Genomic DNA, 22367 nt, shown 5'->3' with positions numbered 1-22367 from the left:
CACAGCGACAGGATTTTCACGCAGAAGCTGTAATATCCTCCCGCGGACCTCTGTCGCAGGATTCGACGGAGCGTGCCCCCCGGCGGCCTCGTCGCCCCCTATAATGGGCGGCCCAGCTGTTCTCCTTGTTGTCAGACAGGCTTCTCATGGAATTCAACCCGATCGACCTGATTCTTCACCTCGACTCCTACCTGTCGCTGGCGGTGGCCAACTACGGCACCTGGATCTACGCCATCCTTTTCCTGGTGATCTTCTGCGAGACCGGCCTGGTGGTGACGCCGTTCCTGCCGGGTGATTCGCTGCTGTTCATCGCTGGCGCCATCTGCGCCGCGGGCGGCATGGACCCCTGGCTGCTCGGCGGCCTGCTGCTCCTCGCGGCGATCAGCGGCGACAGCACCAACTACGTGATCGGCCGAACCTTGGGCAAGCGCCTGTTCAGCAATCCGAACTCGAAAGTCTTCCGCCGCGACTACCTGGACCAGACCCACGCCTTCTATGAGCGTCACGGCGGCAAGACCGTGACCCTGGCGCGTTTCCTGCCCATCGTGCGCACCTTCGCTCCCTTCGTCGCCGGCATGGCCTACATGCCCTACGCGCGCTTCCTGTTCTTCAGCGTGGCCGGCAGCATCGCCTGGGTCGGCGGCCTGGTCACCCTGGGCTACTTCTTCGGCAATGTGCCGTTCATCAAGCAGAACCTCTCGGTGATGATCATCGCCATCATCGCCTTCTCCCTGGTGCCCATGCTGATCGGCTTCATCCGCCACAAGATGCGCCCCTCGGCCAAGGCCCAGCCCGGCGAGCACTGATCCGCCCATGTGGTCGTTCAGCGCCTGGCGCCGCCGGCGCTTCCTCGCCCGCTACCCGCTCGACGCGGAACTGTGGGCGCAGGTGCGCCGGCATCTGCCGATCCTCGATGGCCTGAGCGAAGACGAGCTGCGCCGACTCGGCGAGCGGGCGCTGCTGTTCCTGCGCGACAAGCGGCTCTCGCCGTTGCCCGGCATCGAACTGGACGATTATCGCCGACTGCTGCTGGCCACCCAGGCCGAACTGCCTTTGCTGCACCTGCCGGACCTGAACTGGTACGGCGGCTTCCATGAACTGGTCCTCTACCCCGACGACTTCGTCAGCCCGCAGAAGCACCGCGACCCGGCCGGCGTCCTGCACGAGTTCGACGACGAGCGCGCCGGCGAAACCTCGCTGCAAGGCCCGGTGATCCTCGCCTGGCCCGGCGTGGAAAGCGGTGGCGGCTGGGACGCCTACAACCTGGTGATCCACGAACTGGCCCACAAGCTGGACATGCTCAACGGCGACGCCAACGGCCTGCCACCGCTGCACCGCGACATGCGCGTGACCGACTGGGCCGCCGCCATGCAGGCCGCCTACGACGACATGAACCGCCAGCTCGACCACAACCCGCAGGCGCACACCGCCATCGACCCGTACGCGGCCGAAAACCCGGCGGAGTTCTTCGCCGTCACCAGCGAGTACTTCTTTACTGCTCCGGACCTCCTTCAGGCGGCCTATCCCAAAGTCTATGAACAGCTTTCGCTGTTCTACCGGCAAGATCCGCTCTCGCGCCTGCACAAGCTTCAGGGCGAACACCCCGAATATCAGGAAACTCAGACGCACTAGGCGATGTCAGTGGCTTGGACACGGCAATCTGCCTATAATCCGCCGCACTTTTTCGGCCCGACCACTATCTGGAGTCGTCCATGAGCTACAGCAGCATCCCGGCTGGCAAAGACCTGCCGAACGACATTTACGTCGCCATCGAGATCCCGGCCAACCACGCGCCGATCAAGTACGAAATCGACAAGGACACCGACTGCCTGTTCGTCGACCGTTTCATGGCCACCCCGATGTTCTACCCGGCCAACTACGGCTTCATCCCGAACACCCTGGCCGACGACGGTGACCCCCTGGACGTGCTGGTCGTGACCCCGTATCCGGTCGCTCCGGGCTCGGTTATCCGCGCGCGTCCCGTTGGCGTGCTGAACATGAGCGACGAAGCCGGCGGCGACGCCAAGCTGATCGCCGTACCGCACGACAAGCTGACCGTCCTGTACAAGGACGTGAAGGAATACACCGACCTGCCGGCCCTGCTGCTGGAGCAGATCAAGCACTTCTTCGAGAACTACAAGGATCTCGAGAAGGGCAAGTGGGTGAAGGTCGAAGGCTGGGGCGACGCCGCCCAGGCTCACGACTACATCACCAAGGCCGTCGCCGCCTTCCAGGCCAAGTGATGGTCGCGCGGAGTATCCGCGCCACGAAGAAGCCCCGCCTTGGCGGGGCTTTTTTTATGACCGGGATTAGGCTTTTCGTCCCGACTTTGCTACCATCTGCGCCCCGCGAGCAGCTCACTGCATCGCCACAGAATCAAGGCGGCCCGCCCTACCAGAAGTAAGGTTGGACCACCCCCTGAAAGCCGGCCACAAGCCGGCTTTTTTAATGCCCGCGATTTGCCTCCATGCAACCGGCATAGTCCCCCTCCAGACCGCTCGCCGGCCAATGCGCCATTGTCACGGGCCGGGCATAAGATCGGACTATTCCCCCGCCGGTCCGCTGCCATGAAATGCTCGTCATCTCTCCTGCTCGCCTTGCTGCTGACCGCGCCTGCACTTGCCCATGCGCAAGCCGCGGACTGGAAGCTTGCCAAGGACCAGGACGGCGTGCGCGTCTACCTGAGCGAAGTGCCCGGCTCACACTACAAGAGCTTTCGCGGCGTAACCCTGGTGAAGGCCGACGTCGCCACGCTCGGTCACCTGCAGGAAAACCTGCGCGTCTCCTGCGCGTGGCTCTATGCCTGCGCGCAGATGCGCCTGCTCAAGTACAGCGACGAAGCCATCTGGGTCTATCTCGATACCAAACTCCCCTGGCCCGCCGCCCCGCGTGACCTGGTGCTGAAGGTGAGCACCGAGGAAACTCCCGACGGCGGCATGATCCGCCACCTGCAGGCCGCTCCGGACTACGTCCCGCCGGTGAAGGACCGCATCCGCGTGCCCAGCGTCTCCGGCACCTGGCAGATGGTCCCCAAGGGCCCGAAGCTCACCGAGGTCACCTACGAAATGCGCGGCGAGCCGGGCGGCAGCGTGCCGTCCTGGCTGGCAAACCAGTTCGTGGTCGACGCACCCTTCGAGTCGCTGCGCATGCTGAAAGTGGTGGCGGAGCACCAGGGCGTCCGTGACGGCGGCTATTAGAAAGCCGGTAGTAAATCACCGCTGGCAGCCCTTGCGCAGTCGCCTGCGCCCTGACCGAAGATTTGCCCGCAAAGCCCGTCTCTGCTAGTGTCGCGAGGTTTCCGAATACCCCCGCCGAGATGTCCGCATGGCCCGCAAGAAAGCTTCCCTCGACTTCGAACAGTCCCTCGCCGAGCTGCAAACGCTGGTGGAGCGCCTGGAAAGCGGCGAGTTGTCGCTGGAGGATTCGCTGGGTGCCTTCGAGCAGGGCATCCGCCTGACCCGTGACTGCCAGGCGGCACTGACCCAGGCGGAGCAGAAGGTGCAGATCCTGCTGGAACGCGACGGCGAGCTGAGCGAAGCGCCCTTCGACCCGGAAGGCGAAGACGCATGATCTCGGCCTACCAGGCGCGCTGTCAGGCGCGTGTCGATGCTGCGCTGGAAAAACTCTTCGTCGCTCCCCGTGAAGAACTCACCCGCATCTATGCCGCCATGCGCTACAGCGTGGTCAACGGCGGCAAGCGGGTACGCCCGCTACTGGCCTACGCCGCCTGCGAAGCGCTGGGTGGCGAGCCCGAACGCGCCGATGGCGCAGCCTGCGCGGTGGAGCTGATCCACGCCTATTCCCTGGTGCACGACGACTTGCCGGCGATGGACGACGACGACCTGCGTCGCGGCCAGCCGACCACCCACATTGCCTACGACGAAGCCTGCGCGATCCTCGCCGGTGACGGCCTGCAGGCACTGGCATTCGAGGTGATCGGTAACGCCCAGCTCAATCCGCAGGATGCCCAGACCCGCCTGGACATGCTGCTGGCCCTGACCCGCGCCGCCGGTTCGGCCGGCATGGTTGGCGGGCAGGCGATCGATCTGGAGTCGGTGGGCCGCAAGATCGACCAGGCCGCGCTGGAAACCATGCACCGGCACAAGACCGGCGCTCTGATCGAGGCCAGCGTTCAGCTGGGTGCCCTGGCCAGCGGCCACGCTACGGCCGAGGCGCTGGACGCCCTGCGCCGCTATGCCGAGGCCGTGGGCCTGGCATTCCAGGTGCAGGACGACATCCTCGACGTGGAAAGCGACACCGCCACCCTCGGCAAGACCCAGGGCAAGGACCAGGCGCACGACAAGCCGACCTACCCCGCCCTGCTCGGCCTCGATGCCGCCAAGGCCTACGCCCTGGCCCTGCGCGACCAGGCGCTGGCGGCGCTGGAGGGTTTCGGCGACAACGCCGAGCCGCTGCGCGCCCTGGCGCGCTACATCGTCGAACGCCGCAACTGATTGCCCGGCACGCGCATTGCGTGTGCAAATCCGCTGGTAAACCCATTGCGATGAGCGCTGGCCGGTGCTTCACTGCACCGCAGGGATTTCGTATACCATATCCGACACAAGCCACCTGACCGGACTGCATCGTGCCGCTACGCAACGCCCCCAACCTGGGTATCGTTCCCTCCGCTTCGGAGACCATCGCCAAGCACCTGCGCGAAGCGATCATTTCCGGCCAGATGGCGGAAAACGAGCCGATTCGCCAGGACGATATCGCGCAGATCTTCAACGTCAGCAAGATCCCCGTGCGCGAGGCGCTCAAGCGCCTGGAGGCCGAGGGTCTGGTGGAATTCCAGCGCAACAAGGGTGCGCTGGTGACGAAGATTTCCGAGCCGGAACTGGCGCAGATGTTCGAGGTGCGCGTAGTCCTGGAAGTCCAGGCGCTGCGCCTGGCGATTCCCAACATGAGCGACGAAACCTTCGCCCGCGCCGAGAGCATCTGTGCCGAGTTCGTCGGCGAGGATGACATCGGCCGCTGGGCCGAGCTGAACTGGGAGCTGCACGCCTGCCTCTACGAGCCAGCGCAGCGGCCGTATCTGGTCGGACTGATCCGCTCGATCCACGACAAGGTGGAACGCTACCTGCGCCTGCAGATGAGCATGTCCGACGGCAAGGAGCGCGCGGATCACGAGCATCACGACATCCTCGACGCCTGCCGCGCGGGCGACGCCGACCGCGCCGCGCAACTGCTGGAAGAACACATCAACGGCGTCTGCCGCACGCTCTATGAGCACCTGCCGAACCGGCCCACGCCGAGCTGAGCAAAACGCTCCGCTGTGCCGATTTCATCATCGGCCCGGCGGAAAACCCTCAAGCCCCGCTTCCCGCACCGCGCCACCCTAGGGTCTACAACAAGACACCCCAGGGGGCAGCATGAAACGCATCCAGGTTCTCGATTCCCACACCGGCGGCGAGCCCACGCGCCTGGTGCTCGACGGCTTTCCCGATCTGGGCAATGGCAGCATGGCCGAGCGCCGCGCGCTGCTGGCCAAGGAGCACGACGGCTGGCGCGCCGCGACGGTGCTGGAGCCACGCGGCAGTGATGTGCTGGTCGGCGCGCTGCTCTGCGAGCCGGTGGACCCGAGCGCCTGCGCCGGGGTGATCTTCTTCAATAACACCGGCTACCTGGGTATGTGCGGCCACGGCACCATCGGCCTGGTCGTTTCGCTGGCGCACCTGGGGCGCATCGGTCCCGGTACTCACAAGATCGAGACACCGGTGGGCACCGTCGAAGCGACCCTGCATGATGACCGCTCCGTAAGCGTGCGCAACGTACCCGCCTACCGCTACCGCAAGCAGGTGCCGGTGCAAGTGCCCGGCCATGGGCTGGTGCACGGCGATATCGCCTGGGGCGGCAACTGGTTCTTCCTGATTTCCGATCACGGCCTGCGTGTCGCCGGCGACAATCTCGATGAACTGACCGCCTATACCGTTGCCGTACAGAAGGCGCTGGAAGACCAGGGCATCCGTGGCGAAGACGGCGGGCTGATCGACCATATCGAACTGTTCGCCGACGATCCCGACGCGGACAGCCGCAACTACGTGCTCTGCCCCGGCAAGGCCTACGACCGCTCGCCCTGCGGCACCGGCACCAGCGCCAAGCTGGCGTGCCTGGCGGCCGACGGCAAGCTCGCCGCCGGTGACACCTGGCGCCAGGCCAGCGTGATCGGCAGCCAGTTCGAGGGCCGCTTCGAGTGGGCCGGCGAACCATCCGAGGGGCGCATCATTCCGACCATTCGCGGCCGCGCCAACATCAGCGCCGAAGCCACCCTGCTGCTGGAAGAAGACGATCCCTTCGCCTGGGGCATCCGCCCGTGAGCGATGCGGACATCATCGTCATCGGCGCCGGTATAGTCGGCGCCGCCTGCGCTCACGCCCTCGCCCGTCGCGGGCTGGACGTGCTGGTGCTGGACGCGTGCCTGCCCGGCGCCACTGCCGTGGGAATGGGCCATCTGCTGGTGCTCGATGACAACGCCGCCGAACTGGCGCTGAGCAACTACTCGCTGCAGCGCTGGCGCGAGTGGGGCCACGACATGCCTGCCGAGTGCGCCTACCGCAGCAACGGCACGATGTGGTTGGCGGCCAATGACGAAGAGATGGCCGAAGCCGAACGCAAGTTCGCCGTGCTGCGCGAGCATGGCGTCGCCGCAAGACTGTTGAACAGCGCGGAACTGCAGCAGGAAGAACCCGAGCTGCGCAGCGACCTGCATGGCGGGTTGGAGATCACCGGTGACGGCATTCTCTACGCCCCGCGCGCCGCCGCATGGCTGCTGGAGTCGGCGCTGAAACCGATCCGCCAGCGTCAGGCGAAAGTGGTGGAAATCGACGAACCCCGCGTGCGCCTGGACAACGGCCAGTGGCTGAGCGCCAAGGCCATCGTCCTGGCCAATGGCATCCAGGCTACGCAGCTCTGTGTCGACTTGCCCATCGAGCCGAAAAAAGGCCATCTGCTGATCACCGACCGCTACCCCGGCAAGGTGCGTCGCACGCTGGTGGAGTTGGGTTATGTCACCAGCGCGCACAACGCCAGCGGCCCCTCGGTGGCCTGCAACATCCAGCCGCGTCCGACCGGGCAGCTGTTCATTGGCGCCTCGCGGCAGTTCGGCACCACCGACCCACAGGTGGAAGGCTGGATGCTGGCGAAGATGCTGCGCCGCGCCGTGGACTACATGCCCGGCCTGGCCAACCTCAACGTGATCCGCAGTTGGGCGGGCTTCCGCGCGGCCAGCCCGGACGGCATGCCGCTGGTGGGTGAGCACCCGCAGCGTCCCGGTCTGTGGCTCGCGGTCGGCCACGAAGGCCTGGGCGTGACCACTGCGCCAGGCACCGCCGACCTGCTCGCCGCGCAGCTCTGCGATGAACCGCTGCCGCTGCCGGCCGAACCCTATTCCCCGCGCCGCTTCCTCGGAGCCACTGCCCATGCCTGACCTGTTCCTCGACGGGCGCGCGCTGCGCGTCGCCGCCGGCACCACGGTTGCCGCCGCGCTCGCCCTGGGTGGCGACGGCACCTCGCGCACCTCGGTCAGCGGCCAGCGCCGCGCGCCGCTGTGCGGCATGGGCGTCTGCCAGGAGTGCCGGGTGACCATCGACGGCCAGCGCCGCCTGGCCTGCCAGACCCTGTGCCGCGACGGCATGCAGGTGGAGACGCGCCCATGAGCGAAACGGCCGATATCGTCATCATCGGCGCCGGGCCGGCCGGGCTGTCTGCCGCCCTGGCCGCCGCGCCCAGCGGCGCCAGCATCGTCATCCTCGATGACAACCCGCTGCCCGGCGGGCAGATCTGGCGCGACGGGCCCAATGCGCACCTGCCGCACGCCGCTCTGGAACTGCGCGAAAAGGTGGCCGCCTGCGCCACTATCAGGATTCACAGTGGCACCCGCGTGGTGGCCCTGGCCGGTGAACGCGGCCTGCTGCTGGAAGACTTCGAACGCGGCTGGCGGCTGGATTACCGCAAGCTGATCCTCTGTACTGGCGCCCGTGAGCTGCTGCTGCCCTTCCCCGGCTGGACGCTGCCCGGCGTCACCGGCGCAGGCGGACTGCAGGCGCTGGTGAAAGGCGGCGTGCCGGTGGACGGCCAGCGCGTGGTGATCGCCGGTAGCGGGCCGCTGCTGCTCGCCAGCGCCGCGACCGCCCGCGCCAATGGCGCAAAAATCCTCCGCATCGCCGAACAGGCCTCGTGGTCTGCCTTGGCCAGCTTCGCGCTGAAGCTGCCGCGCTGGCCGAACAAGCTGTTGCATTCGTTCGGCCTGTACGACCCGGCCTACCGTGCCGACAGCCATGTAGTCGCCGCACTGGGGACAGATCACCTGGAAGGCGTGCGAATCAGCCAGGGCGGCAAGCTGAAGGAAATCGAATGCGACCGGCTGGCCTGCGGCTTCGGCCTGATCCCCAACGTGCAACTCGGCCAGGCACTGGGTTGTGTCGTCGACGACGGTGCGATCCGCGTCGATGCCTGGCAGGCGAGCAGCCGCGACGGTATCTACGCCGCGGGTGAATGCACCGGCTTCGGCGGTTCGGAGAAAGCGCTGGTGGAAGGCCGCATCGCCGGCCACGCCGCCGCGGGTGAGCACGACCGCGCCCGTGAGCTCTGGTCGCAGCGCCAGCGTTGGCGGGGCTTCGCCGCCGCACTGAAGAAGGACTTCGCCCTCGACCCGCGCCTGAACCAACTCGCCCAACCGGACACCCTCGTCTGCCGCTGCGAAGACGTGCCCTACTCGGCCCTGGCCGGCAAGCCGGACTGGACCGCCGCCAAGCTCGCCAGCCGCTGCGGCATGGGCGCCTGCCAGGGCCGCGTGTGCGGCGCGGCGGCCAAGCAGTTGTTCGGTTGGCAACCGCCAGCGCCGCGCCCGCCCTTCAGCCCGGCGCGGGTGGAAACCTTGCTGCAGCTCGGCGAAGACTGAAGACACAGGCCACGAATGGCGGATAACGCTTGAGGCGTTATGCGCCCTGCGTCCGCCTCACACATCGCCCCGCAGGGCGCATAAGGCGGCACGCTTTATCCGCCAGCATTGCCCCACTGACTGATTCGCCAGAGGCATTGCGCGCCCTGCGAGTTGACAGCGCCCGACCATCTCGCCACCTTGCACCCTACCTTCTGCCATGTTCCGACAGCCGACTCGCCTCCCGATGCACGACCTGATTCCCCAGGGCGCCCGCGACCTGGACAGCCTGCTGCAGACCCTTGCGCAGATTTCCCCGCTGCTCGATGCCATGCCTGGCGTGGTGTTCTTCATCAAGGACACCGCGGCGCGCTACGTGCTGGTCAACCAGACCCTGGCGCGGCGTTGCGGAGTGAAAGATGCCCGCGAGCTGCTCGGGCGCACCGCCGAGGAGGTCTTCCCGTCGCGCTTCGGCCCGATCTACACCGAGCAGGATCGCCGCGTGCTGGAAACCGGCGGCCAGCTCAGCGACCAGCTGGAGCTACATCTCTACCCCGGCCGGCAACCCGGCTGGTGCCTGACCCACAAACTGGCATTGCGTGATGTCGACGGCGCGGTGATCGGCATGGCGGGGATTTCCAGCGACCTGCAGGCGGCACAGTCCACGCATCCGGCGTACCAGCGCCTGGCGACGGTGGACGCCTACATCCGCGAACACTTCGACAAGCCGATCAATCTCGCCGAGCTGACCGAGCTGGCCGGGCTGTCCGTCGCGCAACTGGAACGTCACTGCAAGCGCATCTTCCAGCTCACGCCACGGCAGATGATCCACAAGGCGCGCCTGGGCGCGGCCACCCGCCTGCTCGGCGAGGACCTGCCGATCACCGAGATCGCCCTGCGCTGCGGTTACACCGATCACAGCGCCTTCAGTCGGCAGTTCCGCGCGCTGACCGGGCTGTCGCCGACGCAGTATCGCGAGTCGCAATCCGCACCCAGCTGACAGGACACCCGTAGGGCGGATAAAGCGTGCCGCTTTATCCGCCCTACGGGCCTGAGCCTCCTGCGAGTTGCCTGGGCGGTTCGCGAGCAAGCTCGCTCCTACAGGAGGCCCGCACGGCTGCTCTTCGTAGGAGCGAGCTTGCTCGCGAACCACCCCCACCCCAACCAACCTGCGACACCTGAGTGCTCCCATACGGGGCAGCGAAACACGCTCCTGCTTCATTTGGTAACAGCGACCGGACCGCGCCTACAGTTGTTTCGGAAGGGGCCCTGCAACCAATCCCCCCAACTCCGGGCCCTGCGACCCATGAGTCACGTCCGGATGGTTTTTGGCACATGCCTTGCTCTAAGAAATATCGTATACGAAATCCATAATACAAAAATCGCTGCACAACACTGACTCAGAGAGGCCCCCATGAAATTCACCCGAATTGCTCTAGCCCTCACCGCTGTGTTTCTCGTCGGCCAGGCCCAGGCCGACAAGCTCGACGACATCATCGAATCCGGCAAGCTGCGCTGCGCCGTGACCCTGGACTTCCCGCCCATGGGCTCGCGCGATGCGCAGAACAACCCGGTCGGCTTTGACGTCGACTACTGCAACGACTTGGCGAAGGTCCTTGGTGTTACCGCCGAAGTCGTCGAGACGCCCTTCCCGGATCGTATCCCCGCGCTGGTTTCCGGCCGCGCCGATGTGATCGTCGCCTCCACCTCCGACACCCTGGAGCGCGCCAAGACGGTCGCCATGACCATCCCCTACTTCGCCTTCCAGATGGTGGTGCTGACCCGCGAAGACACCGGCATCAACAAGTACGAGGACATCAAGGACCGCCCGGTGGGCAATACCAGCGGCACCTATGAAGCCATCGCGCTGGAGAAGGACGTGAAGAAATGGGGCGGCAAGGGCTCCTTCCGCGCCTACCAGAGCCAGAACGACACCATCCTCGCCGTCGCTCAGGGTCACATCGACGCCACCGTGGTCACCAACACCGTCGCCGCCTCCACCCTCAAGTCCGGCAAGTACAAGGGGCTGAAGGTCGTCGGCAACGCGCCCTATGTGATCGACTACGTGTCGCTGGCCGCTGCGCGCAACGAGTACGGCCTGATCCACTACCTCAACCTCTTCGTCAACCAGCAGGTCCGCACCGGCCGCTACGCCGAGCTGTACGAGAAGTGGGTCGGCGGCACCCCGGTCGACCTCACCGTTCCCCACGTGTACTACTGACGGCGGGCGCAACATGTCTTCGATGCAGGCTTCAAGGGTGCGGGACCTACGCCTGACAGGGCGGGTCCTGATGGGGGGTAGCGCCGAAGGGGCGCTACTGACCGCCGACACCGGGCTGAGCTTCTGGGGTGGCGTCGAGCCCTTCAGCGGCGAGGTCATCGACCGCCACCATCCGCTGTCGGGCAGCTTCCTGCCCGGCCGGGTGCTGGCGATTCCCAGCGGACGCGGCTCCTGCACGGGCAGCAGCGTGATGCTGGAAATACTGCTCAACGGCCACGCGCCGGCAGCCCTGCTGCTGGCCGAGCCGGACGAAATCCTCACCCTCGGCGTACTGGTGGCGCAGGCGTTGTTCAGCTGCTCCATCCCGGTACTGTGCCTGGGGCGTGAAGGTTTCGCGCAGTTGTCCGCGGGCGGCTGGGCCCGCATCGAAGGCGACACCGTGACACTCAGCGCCGAGCGCCCTGCCGATGGCTGGCAGGGCGTGATGGCCAGCGACGCCGGCCCGTTGCCGGAAGGCTTGGCACTCACCGCCGGCGACCACGAACTGCTCGACGGTAAGCACGGCAAGGCCGCCCAGGCTGCCATGCAGATCGTCCTGCGCATGGCTGCGCTGCAAGGCGCGAAGGACCTGCTGGATATCGCCCAGGCGCACATCGACGGTTGCATCTATACCGGCCCCGCCAGCCTGCGCTTCGCCCGCCAGCTGGCGGACTGGGGCGGCAAGGTGAAGGTGCCGACCACTCTCAATTCCATCTCCGTGGACCACCGCCGCTGGCGCGAGCTGGGCGTCGACAAGGCTTTCGGCGAGCCCGCTGCCGCGCTGGGCGATGCCTACATGGAGATGGGCGCGCAGATGAGCTACACCTGCGCGCCCTACCTGCTGGACAGCAAGCCGAGCCTCGGCGAGCAGGTCGTGTGGGCTGAGTCCAACGCCGTTGTTTATGCCAACAGCGTGCTCGGCGCGCGGACCCTGAAATACCCGGATTACCTCGACATCTGCATCGCCCTCACCGGCCGCGCGCCGAACGTCGGCAGCCACCGCGACGAAGGTCGGCTGGCCGTGCTGCGGATCGATGTCGAACTGCCGGCCGCCCATGATGAGTCGATCTTCCCGCTGCTCGGCTACCACATCGGCGAGCTGTGCGGCTCGCGCATCCCGGTGGTCGACGGCTTGCAGCCGCTGGCCCCGGACAGCGATGCGCTGAAAGCCTTCGGCGCGGCCTTCGCCACCACCTCCGCCGCGCCGATGTTCCACATCGCCGGGGTCACGCCGGAAGCGCCGGACGCCAGCACCGCCCTGGGCGGCAAGGCAGCGCAGGAACACCTGCGCGTCACCCCGGCGGATCTCATCGCCTCATGGCGCGAGCTGGACCACGCCAGCGAACCCGGCGTGCAACTTGTGTCCCTGGGCAACCCGCACTTCTCCGCCAGCGAATGTGCCGAGCTGGCCAAGCTGGTGGCCGGGCGCCGCAAGCATCCGGGCGTTGCACTGGTCATCGCCCTCGGCCGCGCCGTGCAGGAAAAGGCCCGCGCCGCCGGTGACGTGAAGGTGCTGGAGGACTTCGGCGCGCAACTGCTCAACGACACCTGCTGGTGCATGATCGGCGAGCCGGTGATCCCGCCGGCCTGCACCACACTGATGACCAACTCGGCGAAGTACGCCCACTACGGTCCGGGCCTGGCCGGGCGCCAGGTGCATTTCGGCAGCCTCGCCGCGTGCGTCGACGCTGCCTGCAGCGGGCGCGGTGACGGTGGCGTACCGCGCTGGCTGAGCGAGGGGGTGCGCTGATGTTCAACTACAGCTTCCATTGGCGCTCCGCCTTCAAGGCCCTGCCGGACATGCTCGGCGGCGCCTGGGTGACCCTGGAAACCGCCGCGCTGTCGATGATCCTCGGCGTTCTCATCGCGCTGCTGCTCACCGTCATGCGGCAGATGAAGAACCCGCTGCTCAAGGGTTTCGCCGACACCTGGGTATCGATTGCCCGCAACACCCCGTCGCTGTTCCAGATCTACATCCTGTACTTCGGCCTGGGTTCCTTCGGCCTGCACGTCAGCTCCTGGGTGGCGTTGCTGGCGGGGATCACCTTCAACAACGCCGGCTACCTCGCGGAGAACTTCCGCGGCGGCCTCAAGGCCGTGCCGGACACCCAGATGCGCGCCGCGCGCTCGCTGGGCATGAGCGCCTTCCAGGCGTACCGGATGATCATCGTTCCGCAGTTGCTGCGCATCGTCTATTACCCGCTCACAAATCAAATGGTCTGGGCGGTGCTGATGACCTCGCTGGGCGTAGTGGTGGGCCTGAACAACGACCTCACCGGCGTGACCCAGGACTTCAACGTGCGCACCTTCCGCACCTTCGAGTACTTCGCCCTGGCCGCGGTGCTCTATTACCTCATCGCCAAGGTCATCGTGGTGGTCGCCCGCCTGTTGAGCTGGCGACTGTTCCGCTACTAGGAGAAGCACGCATGTTTTCCACGAGCTTCACCGTCAATGACCTGATGTTCCTGCTGCAAGGGGCCTGGGTCACCGTCAAGCTGACCGTCGGCGCCATGCTCATCGGCACCCTCGCCGGCATCGTGCTGGGCTGGCTGCGCGCCACCCTGCCGCGCGCCACGATGCCGGTCGGCTGGTTCCTCGACATCTTCAGAAGCGTGCCGCTGCTGATCCAGTTCGTGCTGTTCAACTCGCTGAAAAGCATCGTCGGCCTGAACTGGAGCGCCTTCACCGTCGGCTGCCTGGTGCTGGGCGTCTACGCGGCGGCGTTCTGCACCGAGATCATCCGCAGCGGCATCCTCGCCGTCGGCCCGAACATCCGCCGCGCCAGCCGCTCGCTGGGCCTGACCTACTGGCAGGACCTGCGCTACATCGTGCTGCCGCTGGCGGCACGGGTGGCCTTCCCCGGCTGGCTGAACCTGGTGCTGGGGGTGATGAAGGACACCGCGCTGGTCATGTGGATCGGCATCGTCGAACTGCTCCGCGCCTCGCAGACCATCGTCACGCGCATCCAGGAACCCCTGCTGGTGCTGTGCATCGCCGGGGTCATCTATTACCTCATGAGTTGGGTCGTGGCGCGCCTCGGTGCCCGGCTGGAACAAAGGTGGCAGGAAAATGATTGAAATCGACAACGTGCACAAAGCCTACGGCGATCTCGAAGTGGTCAAGGGCGTCAGCCTGACCGTGAAGAAGGGCGAGGTGGTCTCGATCATCGGCGGCTCGGGCTCGGGCAAGTCCACCCTGCTGATGTGCATCAACGGCCTGGAGCCGATCCAGCGCGGCAAGATCCGCGTCGACGGCATCGAGGTCCACGCCAAGACCACCGACCTGAACAAGCTGCGGCAGAAGATCGGCATCGTCTTCCAGCAGTGGAACGCCTTCCCGCACCTCACCGTGCTGGAGAACGTCATGCTCGCCCCGCGCAAGGTGCTCGGCCTGTCCAGGGAAGAGGCCGAGGCGATGGCGGTCAAGCAGCTCAAGCACGTCGGCCTGGGCGACAAGCTCAAGGTGTTCCCGCAGAAGCTTTCCGGCGGGCAGCAGCAGCGCATGGCAATTGCCCGCGCGCTGGCCATGTCGCCGGACTACATGCTGTTCGACGAAGCCACCTCGGCGCTCGACCCGCAACTGGTGGGCGAAGTGCTCGACACCATGCGCCTGCTCGCCGAAGAGGGCATGACCATGGTGCTGGTGACCCACGAAATCCGCTTCGCCCGCGATGTGTCCGACCGCGTGGCGTTCTTCCGCGAAGGGCTGGTGCACGAGATCGGCACGCCGGACCAGGTGATCGTCAATCCGCAGCGGGCGGAGACGGCGGAGTTCCTGAGGTCGGTGAACTAGGCCGTTGATGAACTAGAGACAAGAGCCCCTCTCCCTAACCCTCTCCCGCATGCGGGAGAGGGGACTGAACGGAGCAGGTTGATGCCTTGGCGTCAGCCGGCACGGACGGCTCCCTCTCCCTTCAGGGAGAGGGCTGGGGAGAGGGAAAACGGGCCGCTAGAGAATCAGGAGAGAGCAATGCGTTCAAGCAAGATCATCCACGTCGTCAGCTGCCACGCCGAAGGCGAAGTCGGCGACGTCATCGTCGGCGGCGTCGCCCCGCCGCCGGGCGACACCGTGTGGGCGCAGTCGCGCTTCATCGCCAGCGACAACACCCTGCGCAACTTCGTCCTCAACGAGCCGCGCGGCGGTGTGTTCCGCCATGTGAACCTGCTGGTACCGCCGAAAGACCCGCGCGCGCAGATGGCCTGGATCATCATGGAGCCGGCGGACGTTCCGCCGATGTCCGGCTCCAACTCGCTGTGCGTCAGCACCGTGCTGCTCGACAGCGGCATCCTGCCGATGCAGGAGCCGCAGACGCGCCTGACCCTGGAAGCGCCGGGCGGCCTTATCGAAGCCGTGGCCGACTGCAAGGACGGCAAGGTGCAGCGCGTGGAAGTGCGCAACCTGCCCTCCTTCGCCGACAAGCTCGATGCCTGGATCGAAGTGGAAGGCCTCGGTTCGCTGCAGGTGGATACCGCCTACGGCGGCGACAGCTTCGTGCTCGCCGATGCCCACGCACTGGGCTTTACCCTGCACGCCTCGGAGGCCGCCGACCTGGTCGCCACCGGCCTGAAGATCACCCGCGCAGCGAACCAGCAACTGGGCTTCAAGCACCCGGAAAACCACGACTGGGCACACATCTCCTTCTGCCAGCTGACCGCGCCGGTAGAGCGCATCGACGGCGTGCTGCACGGCCGCAACGCGGTGGTCATCCGGCCCGGCAAGATCGACCGCTCGCCCTGCGGCACCGGCTGCTCGGCGCGCATGGCGGTGCTGCATGCCAAGGGCCAGCTGAAGGACGGCGAGCGCTTCGTCGGCCACTCGATCATCGATTCCAGATTCCACTGCCGCATCGACGGCCTCACCAGCGTCGGCGACAAGCCAGCCATCCATCCGTGCATTTCCGGTCGTGCCTGGATCACCGGTACTCACCAGCACCTGCTCGACCCGAGCGATCCCTGGCCCGAAGGCTATCGGCTCTCGGATACCTGGCCGAACGGTTACTGATTTTCCCTTTCAACCCTGATTCGCCGCGTAGCGGCACCCGACGACGAAAATTCAGGGAAGCCTCCCAGAACTTTCGTATACGAAATACGACAATTGGAGAAAAACATGAGCAAGAAGGTCAATTGGAGTGGCGTGTTCCCCGCGGTGACCACTCAGTTCAACGACGATTTCTCGGTCAACCTGGAAGCTACCCACAAGGTGATCTCCAACCTGGTGCGCGACGGCGTGTCGGGCCTGGTGGTGTGCGGCAGCGTGGGCGAGAACACCTCGCTGTCCATCGAGGAGAAGATGGCCGTCACCGAAGTCGCCAAGGACGCCTCCGGCGGCCGCGTGCCGGTGATCTGCGGCATCGCAGAGTTCACCAGCCACGGCGCCTCGCAAGTGGCCAAGGCCGTGCAGAAGGTCGGCGTCGACGGCATCATGGTGATGCCCGCGCTGGTCTACTCCTCCAAGCCCCACGAGACCGCCGCGCACTTCCGCAGCGTGGCCACCAGCACCGACCTGCCGGTGATGGTCTACAACAACCCGCCGATCTACAAGAACGACGTCACCCCGGACATCCTCATTTCCCTGGCCGACTGCGAGAACATCGTCTGCTTCAAGGACAGCTCCGGCGACACCCGCCGCTTCATCGACGTACGCAATGAAGTGGGCAACCGCTTCATCCTCTTCGCCGGCCTCGATGACGTGGTGCTGGAAAGCATTGCCGTGGGCGCGGAAGGCTGGATCTCCGGCATGTCCAACGTTTTCCCGCAGGAAGGCGAGACCATCTTCCGCCTGTGCAAGGCCGGCCGTTATGAAGAAGCCATGCCGATCTACGAATGGCTGATGCCGATCCTCCACCTCGACGCCCGTCCGGACCTGGTGCAGTGCATCAAGCTGTGCGAAGAGATCGCCGGCCGCGGCACCGCCCTCACCCGCCCGCCGCGCCTGGCGCTGCAAGGCGCGGATCGCGAGCACGTGGAGACGATCATGGCCAAGGCGCTGGCGAATCGGCCGAAGCTGCCTGACGTCGGACTCTGAGTGGCGACCAGAGGAAAGAGAGGTCGTCCGTGCGGACCGGAACTCCCTCGTTCACTCGCATGCTCGATTCTCTCTCCCTAACCCTAGCTACGCGCCTCGCTCCGAAGGGAGAGGGGGACTGGTTCGGCGTGAAGAAAAACAACGTGCTCTGCCTGCAACCCAGGCATCAGAAGAGCACCGCTACCCGAGCCACTCGGACACTCCCTCTCCCTTCAGGGAGAGGGCTGGGGAGAGGGGCTCTTCGCCGCACCGAAATCCAGCACCAGAGAGCCCACCCATGACCGCTCAGAACTTCATCGCCGGCCAGCGCGTCGGCGCCGGCACCACCCGCCTGCAGAGCCTTGACGCCAGCACCGGCGAAGCCCTGCCCCGCGAATTCCTCCAGGCCACCGAAGCCGAAGTCGACGCCGCCGCCCGCGCCGCCGAAGCCGCCTTCCCGGCCTATAACGCGCTGTCGCCGGAACGCCGCGCGCAATTCCTCGACGCCATCGCCAGCGAACTCGAAGCCCTCGGCGACGACTTCATCGCCACCGTCTGCCGCGAGACCGCGCTGCCCGCCGCCCGTATCCAGGGCGAACGCGGCCGCACCGCGAACCAGATGCGACTGTTCGCCAAGGTACTGCGGCTCGGCGACTTCCTCGGTGCGCGCATCGACCGCGCGCTGCCCGAGCGCCAACCACTGCCACGCCCGGACCTGCGCCAGTACCGCACCGGCGTCGGCCCAGTGGCCGTGTTCGGCGCCAGCAACTTCCCGCTGGCCTTCTCCACCGCCGGCGGCGACACCGCCGCCGCCCTCGCCGCCGGATGCCCCGTCGTGGTGAAAGCCCATAGCGGCCACATGGCGACTGCCGAACTCGTCGGCGAAGCGATCGTCCGCGCGGCCGAATCCACCGGCATGCCGGCCGGCGTGTTCAACATGATCTACGGCGCCGGCGTCGGTGAGCCGCTGGTCAAGCACCCGGCGATCCAGGCGGTCGGCTTCACCGGCTCGCTCAAGGGCGGTCGAGCACTGTGCGACCTGGCGGCGGCGCGCCCGCAGCCGATCCCGGTTTTCGCCGAGATGAGCAGCATCAACCCGGTTCTGGTCCTGCCCGCCGCACTGCAAGCACGCGGTGAGAAAGTCGCCCGCGAGCTGGTCGATTCCGTGGTCATGGGTTGCGGCCAGTTCTGCACCAACCCCGGCCTTGTAATCGGTATCGCTTCGCCGGCCTTCAGCCTGTTCACCGCCAACCTGATCGCCGAGATCGGCCAGCGCCCGGCGCAGACCATGCTCAACGCCGGCACCCTGAAAAGCTACGAGAAGGGCATCGCCAGGCTGCTCACCCACCCCGGCCTGCGTCATCTCGCCGGGCAGCCGCAGGAAGGCGCGCAGGCGTTCCCGCAACTGTTGCAGGCCAACGCCAGCCTGCTGCTGGAAGGCGAGGAACTGCTGCAGGAAGAAGTCTTCGGTCCGACCACCATCGTCGTCGAAGTGGCCGATGAAGCCGAACTGCGCCGCGCGCTGGACGGCCTGCACGGCCAGCTCACCGCCACACTGATCGCCGAACCGGACGACCTCGCACGCTTCGCCGCCCTGGTGCCGGTGCTGGAGCGCAAGGCCGGTCGCCTGCTGATCAACGGCTATCCGACCGGCGTGGAAGTCTGCGACGCCATGGTTCACGGCGGCCCCTATCCGGCGACCTCCGACGCGCGTGGCACGTCCGTCGGTAGCCTGGCCATCGACCGCTTCCTGCGCCCGGTGTGCTACCAGAACTACCCGGATGCGCTACTGCCCGAAGCGCTGAAGGACGCCAACCCGCTGGGTATCGCGCGGCTGGTGGATGGCGAGACGACGCGCAACGCGGTGACTCGCTGAAGGGTTCGTCGGCGCGGGAGTGAACTGTCGGCCAGTCCCGCGCCGATGCTCAGCCCCGGCCTTGCGCCGGGGCTTTTTTATGCGGTGCTTTTCGTAGGAGCGAGCTTGCTCGCGAACCGCCCCAGCAGCGGAGCCAAGCTGTTCGCGAGCAAGCTCGCTCCTACATGGGCGGCTCGCTATGCGAGCAGCCTGCGCAAATCGGCATACAGCGAATCGCTGATCTCCACGCCCTCGCTCACACTGCGTTCGCGCGCCGCGAAACGCCGCTGCGATGGCAAACGCGCGCCCATGTCGACGATGGACTCGAACAAGGTCTCGGCCCGCGCCAGATGCTGCGCAGCCTCCGCACCGAGGAAGCGCGCCGGGTCGATGGCGATCAGCAACTCGCCGTGATGGGGCGAGGATTTCGTGCCCTCATCGAACACCGTGGATTCGGCACTGGTCAGGTCGCCGATCAACGGCCCGGCGATCAGCTCGACCATGGTCGCCAGCGCCGAGCCCTTGTGCCCGCCGAAGGTCAGCATGGCGCCGTCGAGCACGGCGCTCGCATCCGTACTGGGATTGCCCTGCGCATCGATGCCCCAGCCCAGCGGGATCGCCTTGCCCTCGCGCTCGTGCAACTGGATTTCCCCGCGCGCCACCACCGTGGTGGCAAAGTCGAAGACGTAGGGGTTCTGGCCCACACGCGGCCAGCCGAAAGCGATGGGGTTGGTGCCGAACAATGGCCGCGTCCCGCCGGCCGGCGCCACATAGGCCTGGGCCGGCGTAACGGCCAGGGCTACCAGGCCATGGGCGACGATCCGCTCGATCTCCACCCACAGCGCGGAAAAGTGTACGCAATGGTTGACCGCCATCGCGGCGATGCCCTGGCTGCGAGCCTTCTCCACCAGTTTCGGCAGCCCGAGATCGAACGCGCACTGCGAGAAACCGCCCTTGGCGTCCACCCGCACCAGCGCCGGGGCCGGTTCCGACAGCTCCGGCACGGCATCGAGCGAAACCTTGCCGGCGCGCGCCGTGTGGATGCAGCCAAGCAACCGCCACACCCCGTGGGAGGTACAGCCATCACGCTCGCCGGCCAGCACCGTCTCGGTCACGCCCTGCACGTGGGGCTCGCTGAAACCGTGGCGACGCAGGATCGCTTCGGACAGTTCGCGCAGTTCTTCCAGGCTCAGTCGGGTCACGCCATCCTCCTCGGTTGCTACAAAAGACTGCGGCAATCCGCCGCCGGTCGGTGATCGTGTCTACAGTGGATGCTCGCGCCAAGGCCCGCTTGCGTGCAATCGTCGGCAGCGACGACGATTTCGGCACAGCCTGCCGCACCATTTCCGACTATCCGGTCGTCCGAAGGATTGGCCCCACGTTGCTTGGGCCAATCCTGAGCTTCGGGTAAACTTCCGCATCTTTGCCTTCTCATAACGATCAGCCTGATGCCCACGACGTTTCACGAGATTCCCCGCGCGCGCCCTGCCACGCCCCTGCTCGACCGCGCCAGCACGCCGGTCGAGCTGCGTCGGCTGGGCGAGACGGAGCTGCTGACCCTCGCTGACGAACTGCGCCAGTACCTGCTGTACAGCGTCGGCCAGACCGGCGGCCACTTCGGCGCAGGCCTGGGCGTCATCGAACTGACGGTGGCCCTGCACTACGTCTTCGACACCCCGGACGACCGTCTGGTGTGGGACGTCGGCCACCAGGCCTACCCGCACAAGATCCTCACCGGCCGCCGCGAACGCATGGGCAGCCTGCGCCAGAAGGACGGCCTGGCCGCCTTCCCGCGCCGCTCGGAGAGCGAGTACGACACCTTCGGCGTCGGCCACTCCAGCACCTCCATCAGCGCGGCCCTCGGCATGGCCATCGCCGCGCGCATGCAGGGCTCCAGTCGCAAGTCGGTGGCAGTGATCGGAGACGGCGCGCTGACCGCCGGCATGGCCTTCGAGGCGCTCAACCACGCGTCGGAAGTAAAGGCCGACATGCTGGTGATCCTCAACGACAACGACATGTCGATCTCCAACAACGTCGGCGGCCTGTCCAACTACCTGGCCAAGATCCTCTCCAGCCGCACCTACAGCAGCATGCGCGAAGGCAGCAAGAAGGTGCTCTCGCGCCTGCCCGGCGCCTGGGAGATCGCCCGCCGCACCGAGGAATACGCCAAGGGCATGCTGGTCCCCGGCACCCTGTTCGAGGAGCTGGGCTGGAACTACATCGGCCCCATCGACGGCCACGACCTGCCCACCCTGATCGCCACCCTGCGCAACATGCGTGACCTCAAGGGCCCGCAGTTCCTCCACGTGGTGACCAAGAAGGGCAAGGGCTTCGGCCCGGCCGAGATCGACCCGATCGGCTACCACGCCATCACCAAGCTCGAACCCGAAGGCGCCCCCGCCCACGCCGTGCCGAAGAAGACCGGCGGGCCGAAGTACTCCAGCGTATTTGGCCAGTGGCTATGCGACATGGCCGCGCAAGACCCGCGCCTGGTCGGCATCACCCCGGCAATGAAGGAAGGCTCCGACCTGGTCGCCTTCGCCGACAGGTTCCCGGACCGCTACTTCGACGTCGCCATCGCCGAGCAGCACGCCGTGACCCTGGCGGCCGGCATGGCCTGCGATGGCGCCAAACCGGTGGTGGCGATCTACTCCACCTTCCTGCAGCGCGGCTACGACCAACTGATCCACGACGTCGCGGTGCAGAACCTCGATGTGCTGTTCGCCATCGACCGCGCCGGTCTGGTCGGCGAAGACGGCCCGACCCACGCCGGCAGCTTCGACCTCTCCTACCTGCGCTGCATCCCCGGCATGCTGGTGATGACCCCCAGCGACGAGAACGAATTGCGCAAGCTGCTCACCACCGGCCATCACTTCGAAGGCCCGGCGGCGGTGCGCTACCCGCGCGGTACCGGCCCGAACGCCAGCATCGAAGCCGAACTGGCCCCGGTGGAAATCGGCAAGGGCGTGGTGCGCCGTGAAGGCAAGGCTGGCAAGGTCGCCTTCCTGGTGTTCGGCGTGCAACTGGCCGAAGCGCTGAAAGTGGCCGAGCAGTTCGACGCAACCGTCGCCGACATGCGCTTCGTCAAGCCGCTGGACGAAGAGCTGGTACGCCAGCTGGCCGCCAGCCACGAGCTGCTGGTGACCGTCGAGGAAAACTCGGTGATGGGTGGCGCCGGCGCCGCCGTCAGCGAATTCCTCGCCCGCGAGAACCTCCAGCAGCCAATCCTGCACCTGGGCCTGCCGGACTACTATGTCGAGCACGCCAAACCGGCACAGATGCTCGCGGAGTGCGGGCTGGACGCCGCCGGCATCGAAGCCTCGGTGAAGGCACGGCTGGAAGCGCTCGGCAACCGCTGAGCGCATCCCTCG

At 66.6% G+C, this 22367-nt stretch carries 22 protein-coding genes; 21 read left to right on the top strand and 1 reads right to left on the bottom strand.

From position 1 onward, the window contains the following. The first annotated feature begins 146 nt into the window (after window positions 1-146). The 20 genes from AC2T4A_RS08700 to AC2T4A_RS08605 all read left to right on the top strand — a co-directional run bounded on the left by AC2T4A_RS08700 (window position 147) and on the right by AC2T4A_RS08605 (window position 19017). Window positions 147-806, top strand: coding sequence for a DedA family protein (locus AC2T4A_RS08700; RefSeq protein ID WP_024764672.1), 660 nt, complete (start codon window positions 147-149; stop codon window positions 804-806). Window positions 807-813: 7 nt separating this feature from the next. Further along, window positions 814-1632, top strand: a complete 819-nt coding sequence (locus AC2T4A_RS08695; protein WP_486743108.1) for a M90 family metallopeptidase — start codon at window positions 814-816, stop codon at window positions 1630-1632. Between the two features lie 80 nt (window positions 1633-1712). Next, complete coding sequence (gene ppa, locus AC2T4A_RS08690) at window positions 1713-2243, top strand: inorganic diphosphatase (protein ID WP_017521720.1); 531 nt, start codon at window positions 1713-1715, stop codon at window positions 2241-2243. Window positions 2244-2567: 324 nt separating this feature from the next. Next, window positions 2568-3197 carry an START domain-containing protein gene (locus tag AC2T4A_RS08685; protein WP_486743107.1) on the top strand — a complete coding sequence of 210 codons (630 nt, stop codon included), beginning with the start codon at window positions 2568-2570 and terminating at the stop codon, window positions 3195-3197. 127 nt (window positions 3198-3324) lie between these two features. Next, window positions 3325-3570 carry an exodeoxyribonuclease VII small subunit gene (locus tag AC2T4A_RS08680; protein ID WP_024764669.1) on the top strand — a complete coding sequence of 82 codons (246 nt, stop codon included), beginning with the start codon at window positions 3325-3327 and terminating at the stop codon, window positions 3568-3570. Then, the gene (ispA, locus tag AC2T4A_RS08675; protein ID WP_416750209.1) at window positions 3567-4454 is read left to right on the top strand and encodes a (2E,6E)-farnesyl diphosphate synthase; all 888 of its coding nucleotides are present in this window, start codon (window positions 3567-3569) and stop codon (window positions 4452-4454) included. The genes AC2T4A_RS08680 and ispA overlap by 4 nt, the downstream gene beginning before the upstream one ends. 131 nt (window positions 4455-4585) lie before the next feature. Then, window positions 4586-5260 (top strand): GntR family transcriptional regulator, encoded by a 675-nt coding sequence (locus AC2T4A_RS08670; RefSeq protein ID WP_416750211.1) that lies wholly within the window; start codon window positions 4586-4588, stop codon window positions 5258-5260. Between the two features lie 112 nt (window positions 5261-5372). Continuing rightward, the gene (locus AC2T4A_RS08665) at window positions 5373-6317 is read left to right on the top strand and encodes a 4-hydroxyproline epimerase (protein WP_478379263.1); all 945 of its coding nucleotides are present in this window, start codon (window positions 5373-5375) and stop codon (window positions 6315-6317) included. Then, window positions 6314-7426 carry an NAD(P)/FAD-dependent oxidoreductase gene (locus AC2T4A_RS08660; RefSeq protein ID WP_486743106.1) on the top strand — a complete coding sequence of 371 codons (1113 nt, stop codon included), beginning with the start codon at window positions 6314-6316 and terminating at the stop codon, window positions 7424-7426. Before AC2T4A_RS08665 ends, AC2T4A_RS08660 begins: the two co-directional genes overlap by 4 nt. Next, window positions 7419-7655, top strand: coding sequence for a 2Fe-2S iron-sulfur cluster-binding protein (locus AC2T4A_RS08655; RefSeq protein ID WP_416750217.1), 237 nt, complete (start codon window positions 7419-7421; stop codon window positions 7653-7655). The genes AC2T4A_RS08660 and AC2T4A_RS08655 overlap by 8 nt, the downstream gene beginning before the upstream one ends. Beyond that, complete coding sequence (locus AC2T4A_RS08650) at window positions 7652-8899, top strand: FAD-dependent oxidoreductase (RefSeq protein WP_486743105.1); 1248 nt, start codon at window positions 7652-7654, stop codon at window positions 8897-8899. Before AC2T4A_RS08655 ends, AC2T4A_RS08650 begins: the two co-directional genes overlap by 4 nt. Window positions 8900-9098: 199 nt before the next feature. After that, window positions 9099-9878 (top strand): AraC family transcriptional regulator, encoded by a 780-nt coding sequence (locus AC2T4A_RS08645; RefSeq protein WP_486743104.1) that lies wholly within the window; start codon window positions 9099-9101, stop codon window positions 9876-9878. Window positions 9879-10292: 414 nt separating this feature from the next. Further along, window positions 10293-11099: an ABC transporter substrate-binding protein gene (locus tag AC2T4A_RS08640; protein ID WP_486743103.1), complete on the top strand. Its 807-nt coding sequence runs from the start codon at window positions 10293-10295 to the stop codon at window positions 11097-11099. A 70-nt stretch (window positions 11100-11169) separates the two neighbouring features. Continuing rightward, the gene (gene lhpI, locus AC2T4A_RS08635) at window positions 11170-12888 is read left to right on the top strand and encodes a cis-3-hydroxy-L-proline dehydratase (RefSeq protein WP_486743102.1); all 1719 of its coding nucleotides are present in this window, start codon (window positions 11170-11172) and stop codon (window positions 12886-12888) included. After that, on the top strand, window positions 12888-13553 hold the full coding sequence (locus tag AC2T4A_RS08630) for an amino acid ABC transporter permease (RefSeq protein WP_024764661.1): 666 nt from the start codon (window positions 12888-12890) through the stop codon (window positions 13551-13553). The genes lhpI and AC2T4A_RS08630 overlap by 1 nt, the downstream gene beginning before the upstream one ends. An 11-nt stretch (window positions 13554-13564) precedes the next feature. Further along, a complete protein-coding gene (locus AC2T4A_RS08625) occupies window positions 13565-14215 on the top strand; it encodes an amino acid ABC transporter permease (RefSeq protein ID WP_416750225.1) in 651 nt (216 codons plus the stop codon). After that, entirely contained in the window at window positions 14208-14930 is a 723-nt protein-coding gene (locus AC2T4A_RS08620; protein ID WP_045216990.1) for an amino acid ABC transporter ATP-binding protein, read from the top strand. The genes AC2T4A_RS08625 and AC2T4A_RS08620 overlap by 8 nt, the downstream gene beginning before the upstream one ends. Window positions 14931-15107: 177 nt before the next feature. Then, on the top strand, window positions 15108-16139 hold the full coding sequence (locus tag AC2T4A_RS08615) for a trans-3-hydroxy-L-proline dehydratase (RefSeq protein WP_486743101.1): 1032 nt from the start codon (window positions 15108-15110) through the stop codon (window positions 16137-16139). A gap of 105 nt (window positions 16140-16244) precedes the next feature. After that, window positions 16245-17162 (top strand): dihydrodipicolinate synthase family protein, encoded by a 918-nt coding sequence (locus tag AC2T4A_RS08610; RefSeq protein ID WP_015475498.1) that lies wholly within the window; start codon window positions 16245-16247, stop codon window positions 17160-17162. A 277-nt stretch (window positions 17163-17439) separates the two neighbouring features. Then, the gene (locus tag AC2T4A_RS08605) at window positions 17440-19017 is read left to right on the top strand and encodes an aldehyde dehydrogenase (NADP(+)) (RefSeq protein ID WP_416750230.1); all 1578 of its coding nucleotides are present in this window, start codon (window positions 17440-17442) and stop codon (window positions 19015-19017) included. Window positions 19018-19193: 176 nt separating this feature from the next. Here AC2T4A_RS08605 and AC2T4A_RS08600 read toward each other — a convergent pair whose 3' ends face one another. Next, window positions 19194-20198 carry an Ldh family oxidoreductase gene (locus AC2T4A_RS08600; protein WP_486743100.1) on the bottom strand — a complete coding sequence of 335 codons (1005 nt, stop codon included), beginning with the start codon at window positions 20196-20198 and terminating at the stop codon, window positions 19194-19196. A gap of 246 nt (window positions 20199-20444) precedes the next feature. Between AC2T4A_RS08600 and dxs the strand changes: the two genes are divergently transcribed. Then, a complete protein-coding gene (gene dxs / locus AC2T4A_RS08595; protein ID WP_416750234.1) occupies window positions 20445-22355 on the top strand; it encodes a 1-deoxy-D-xylulose-5-phosphate synthase in 1911 nt (636 codons plus the stop codon). Window positions 22356-22367 lie beyond the last annotated feature (12 nt).

The organism is Pseudomonas sp. PVC-3-1 (assembly GCF_057444315.1).
Note: the sequence above shows the minus strand (reverse complement) of the source record. Positions and strands in the feature narration are given on the sequence as shown.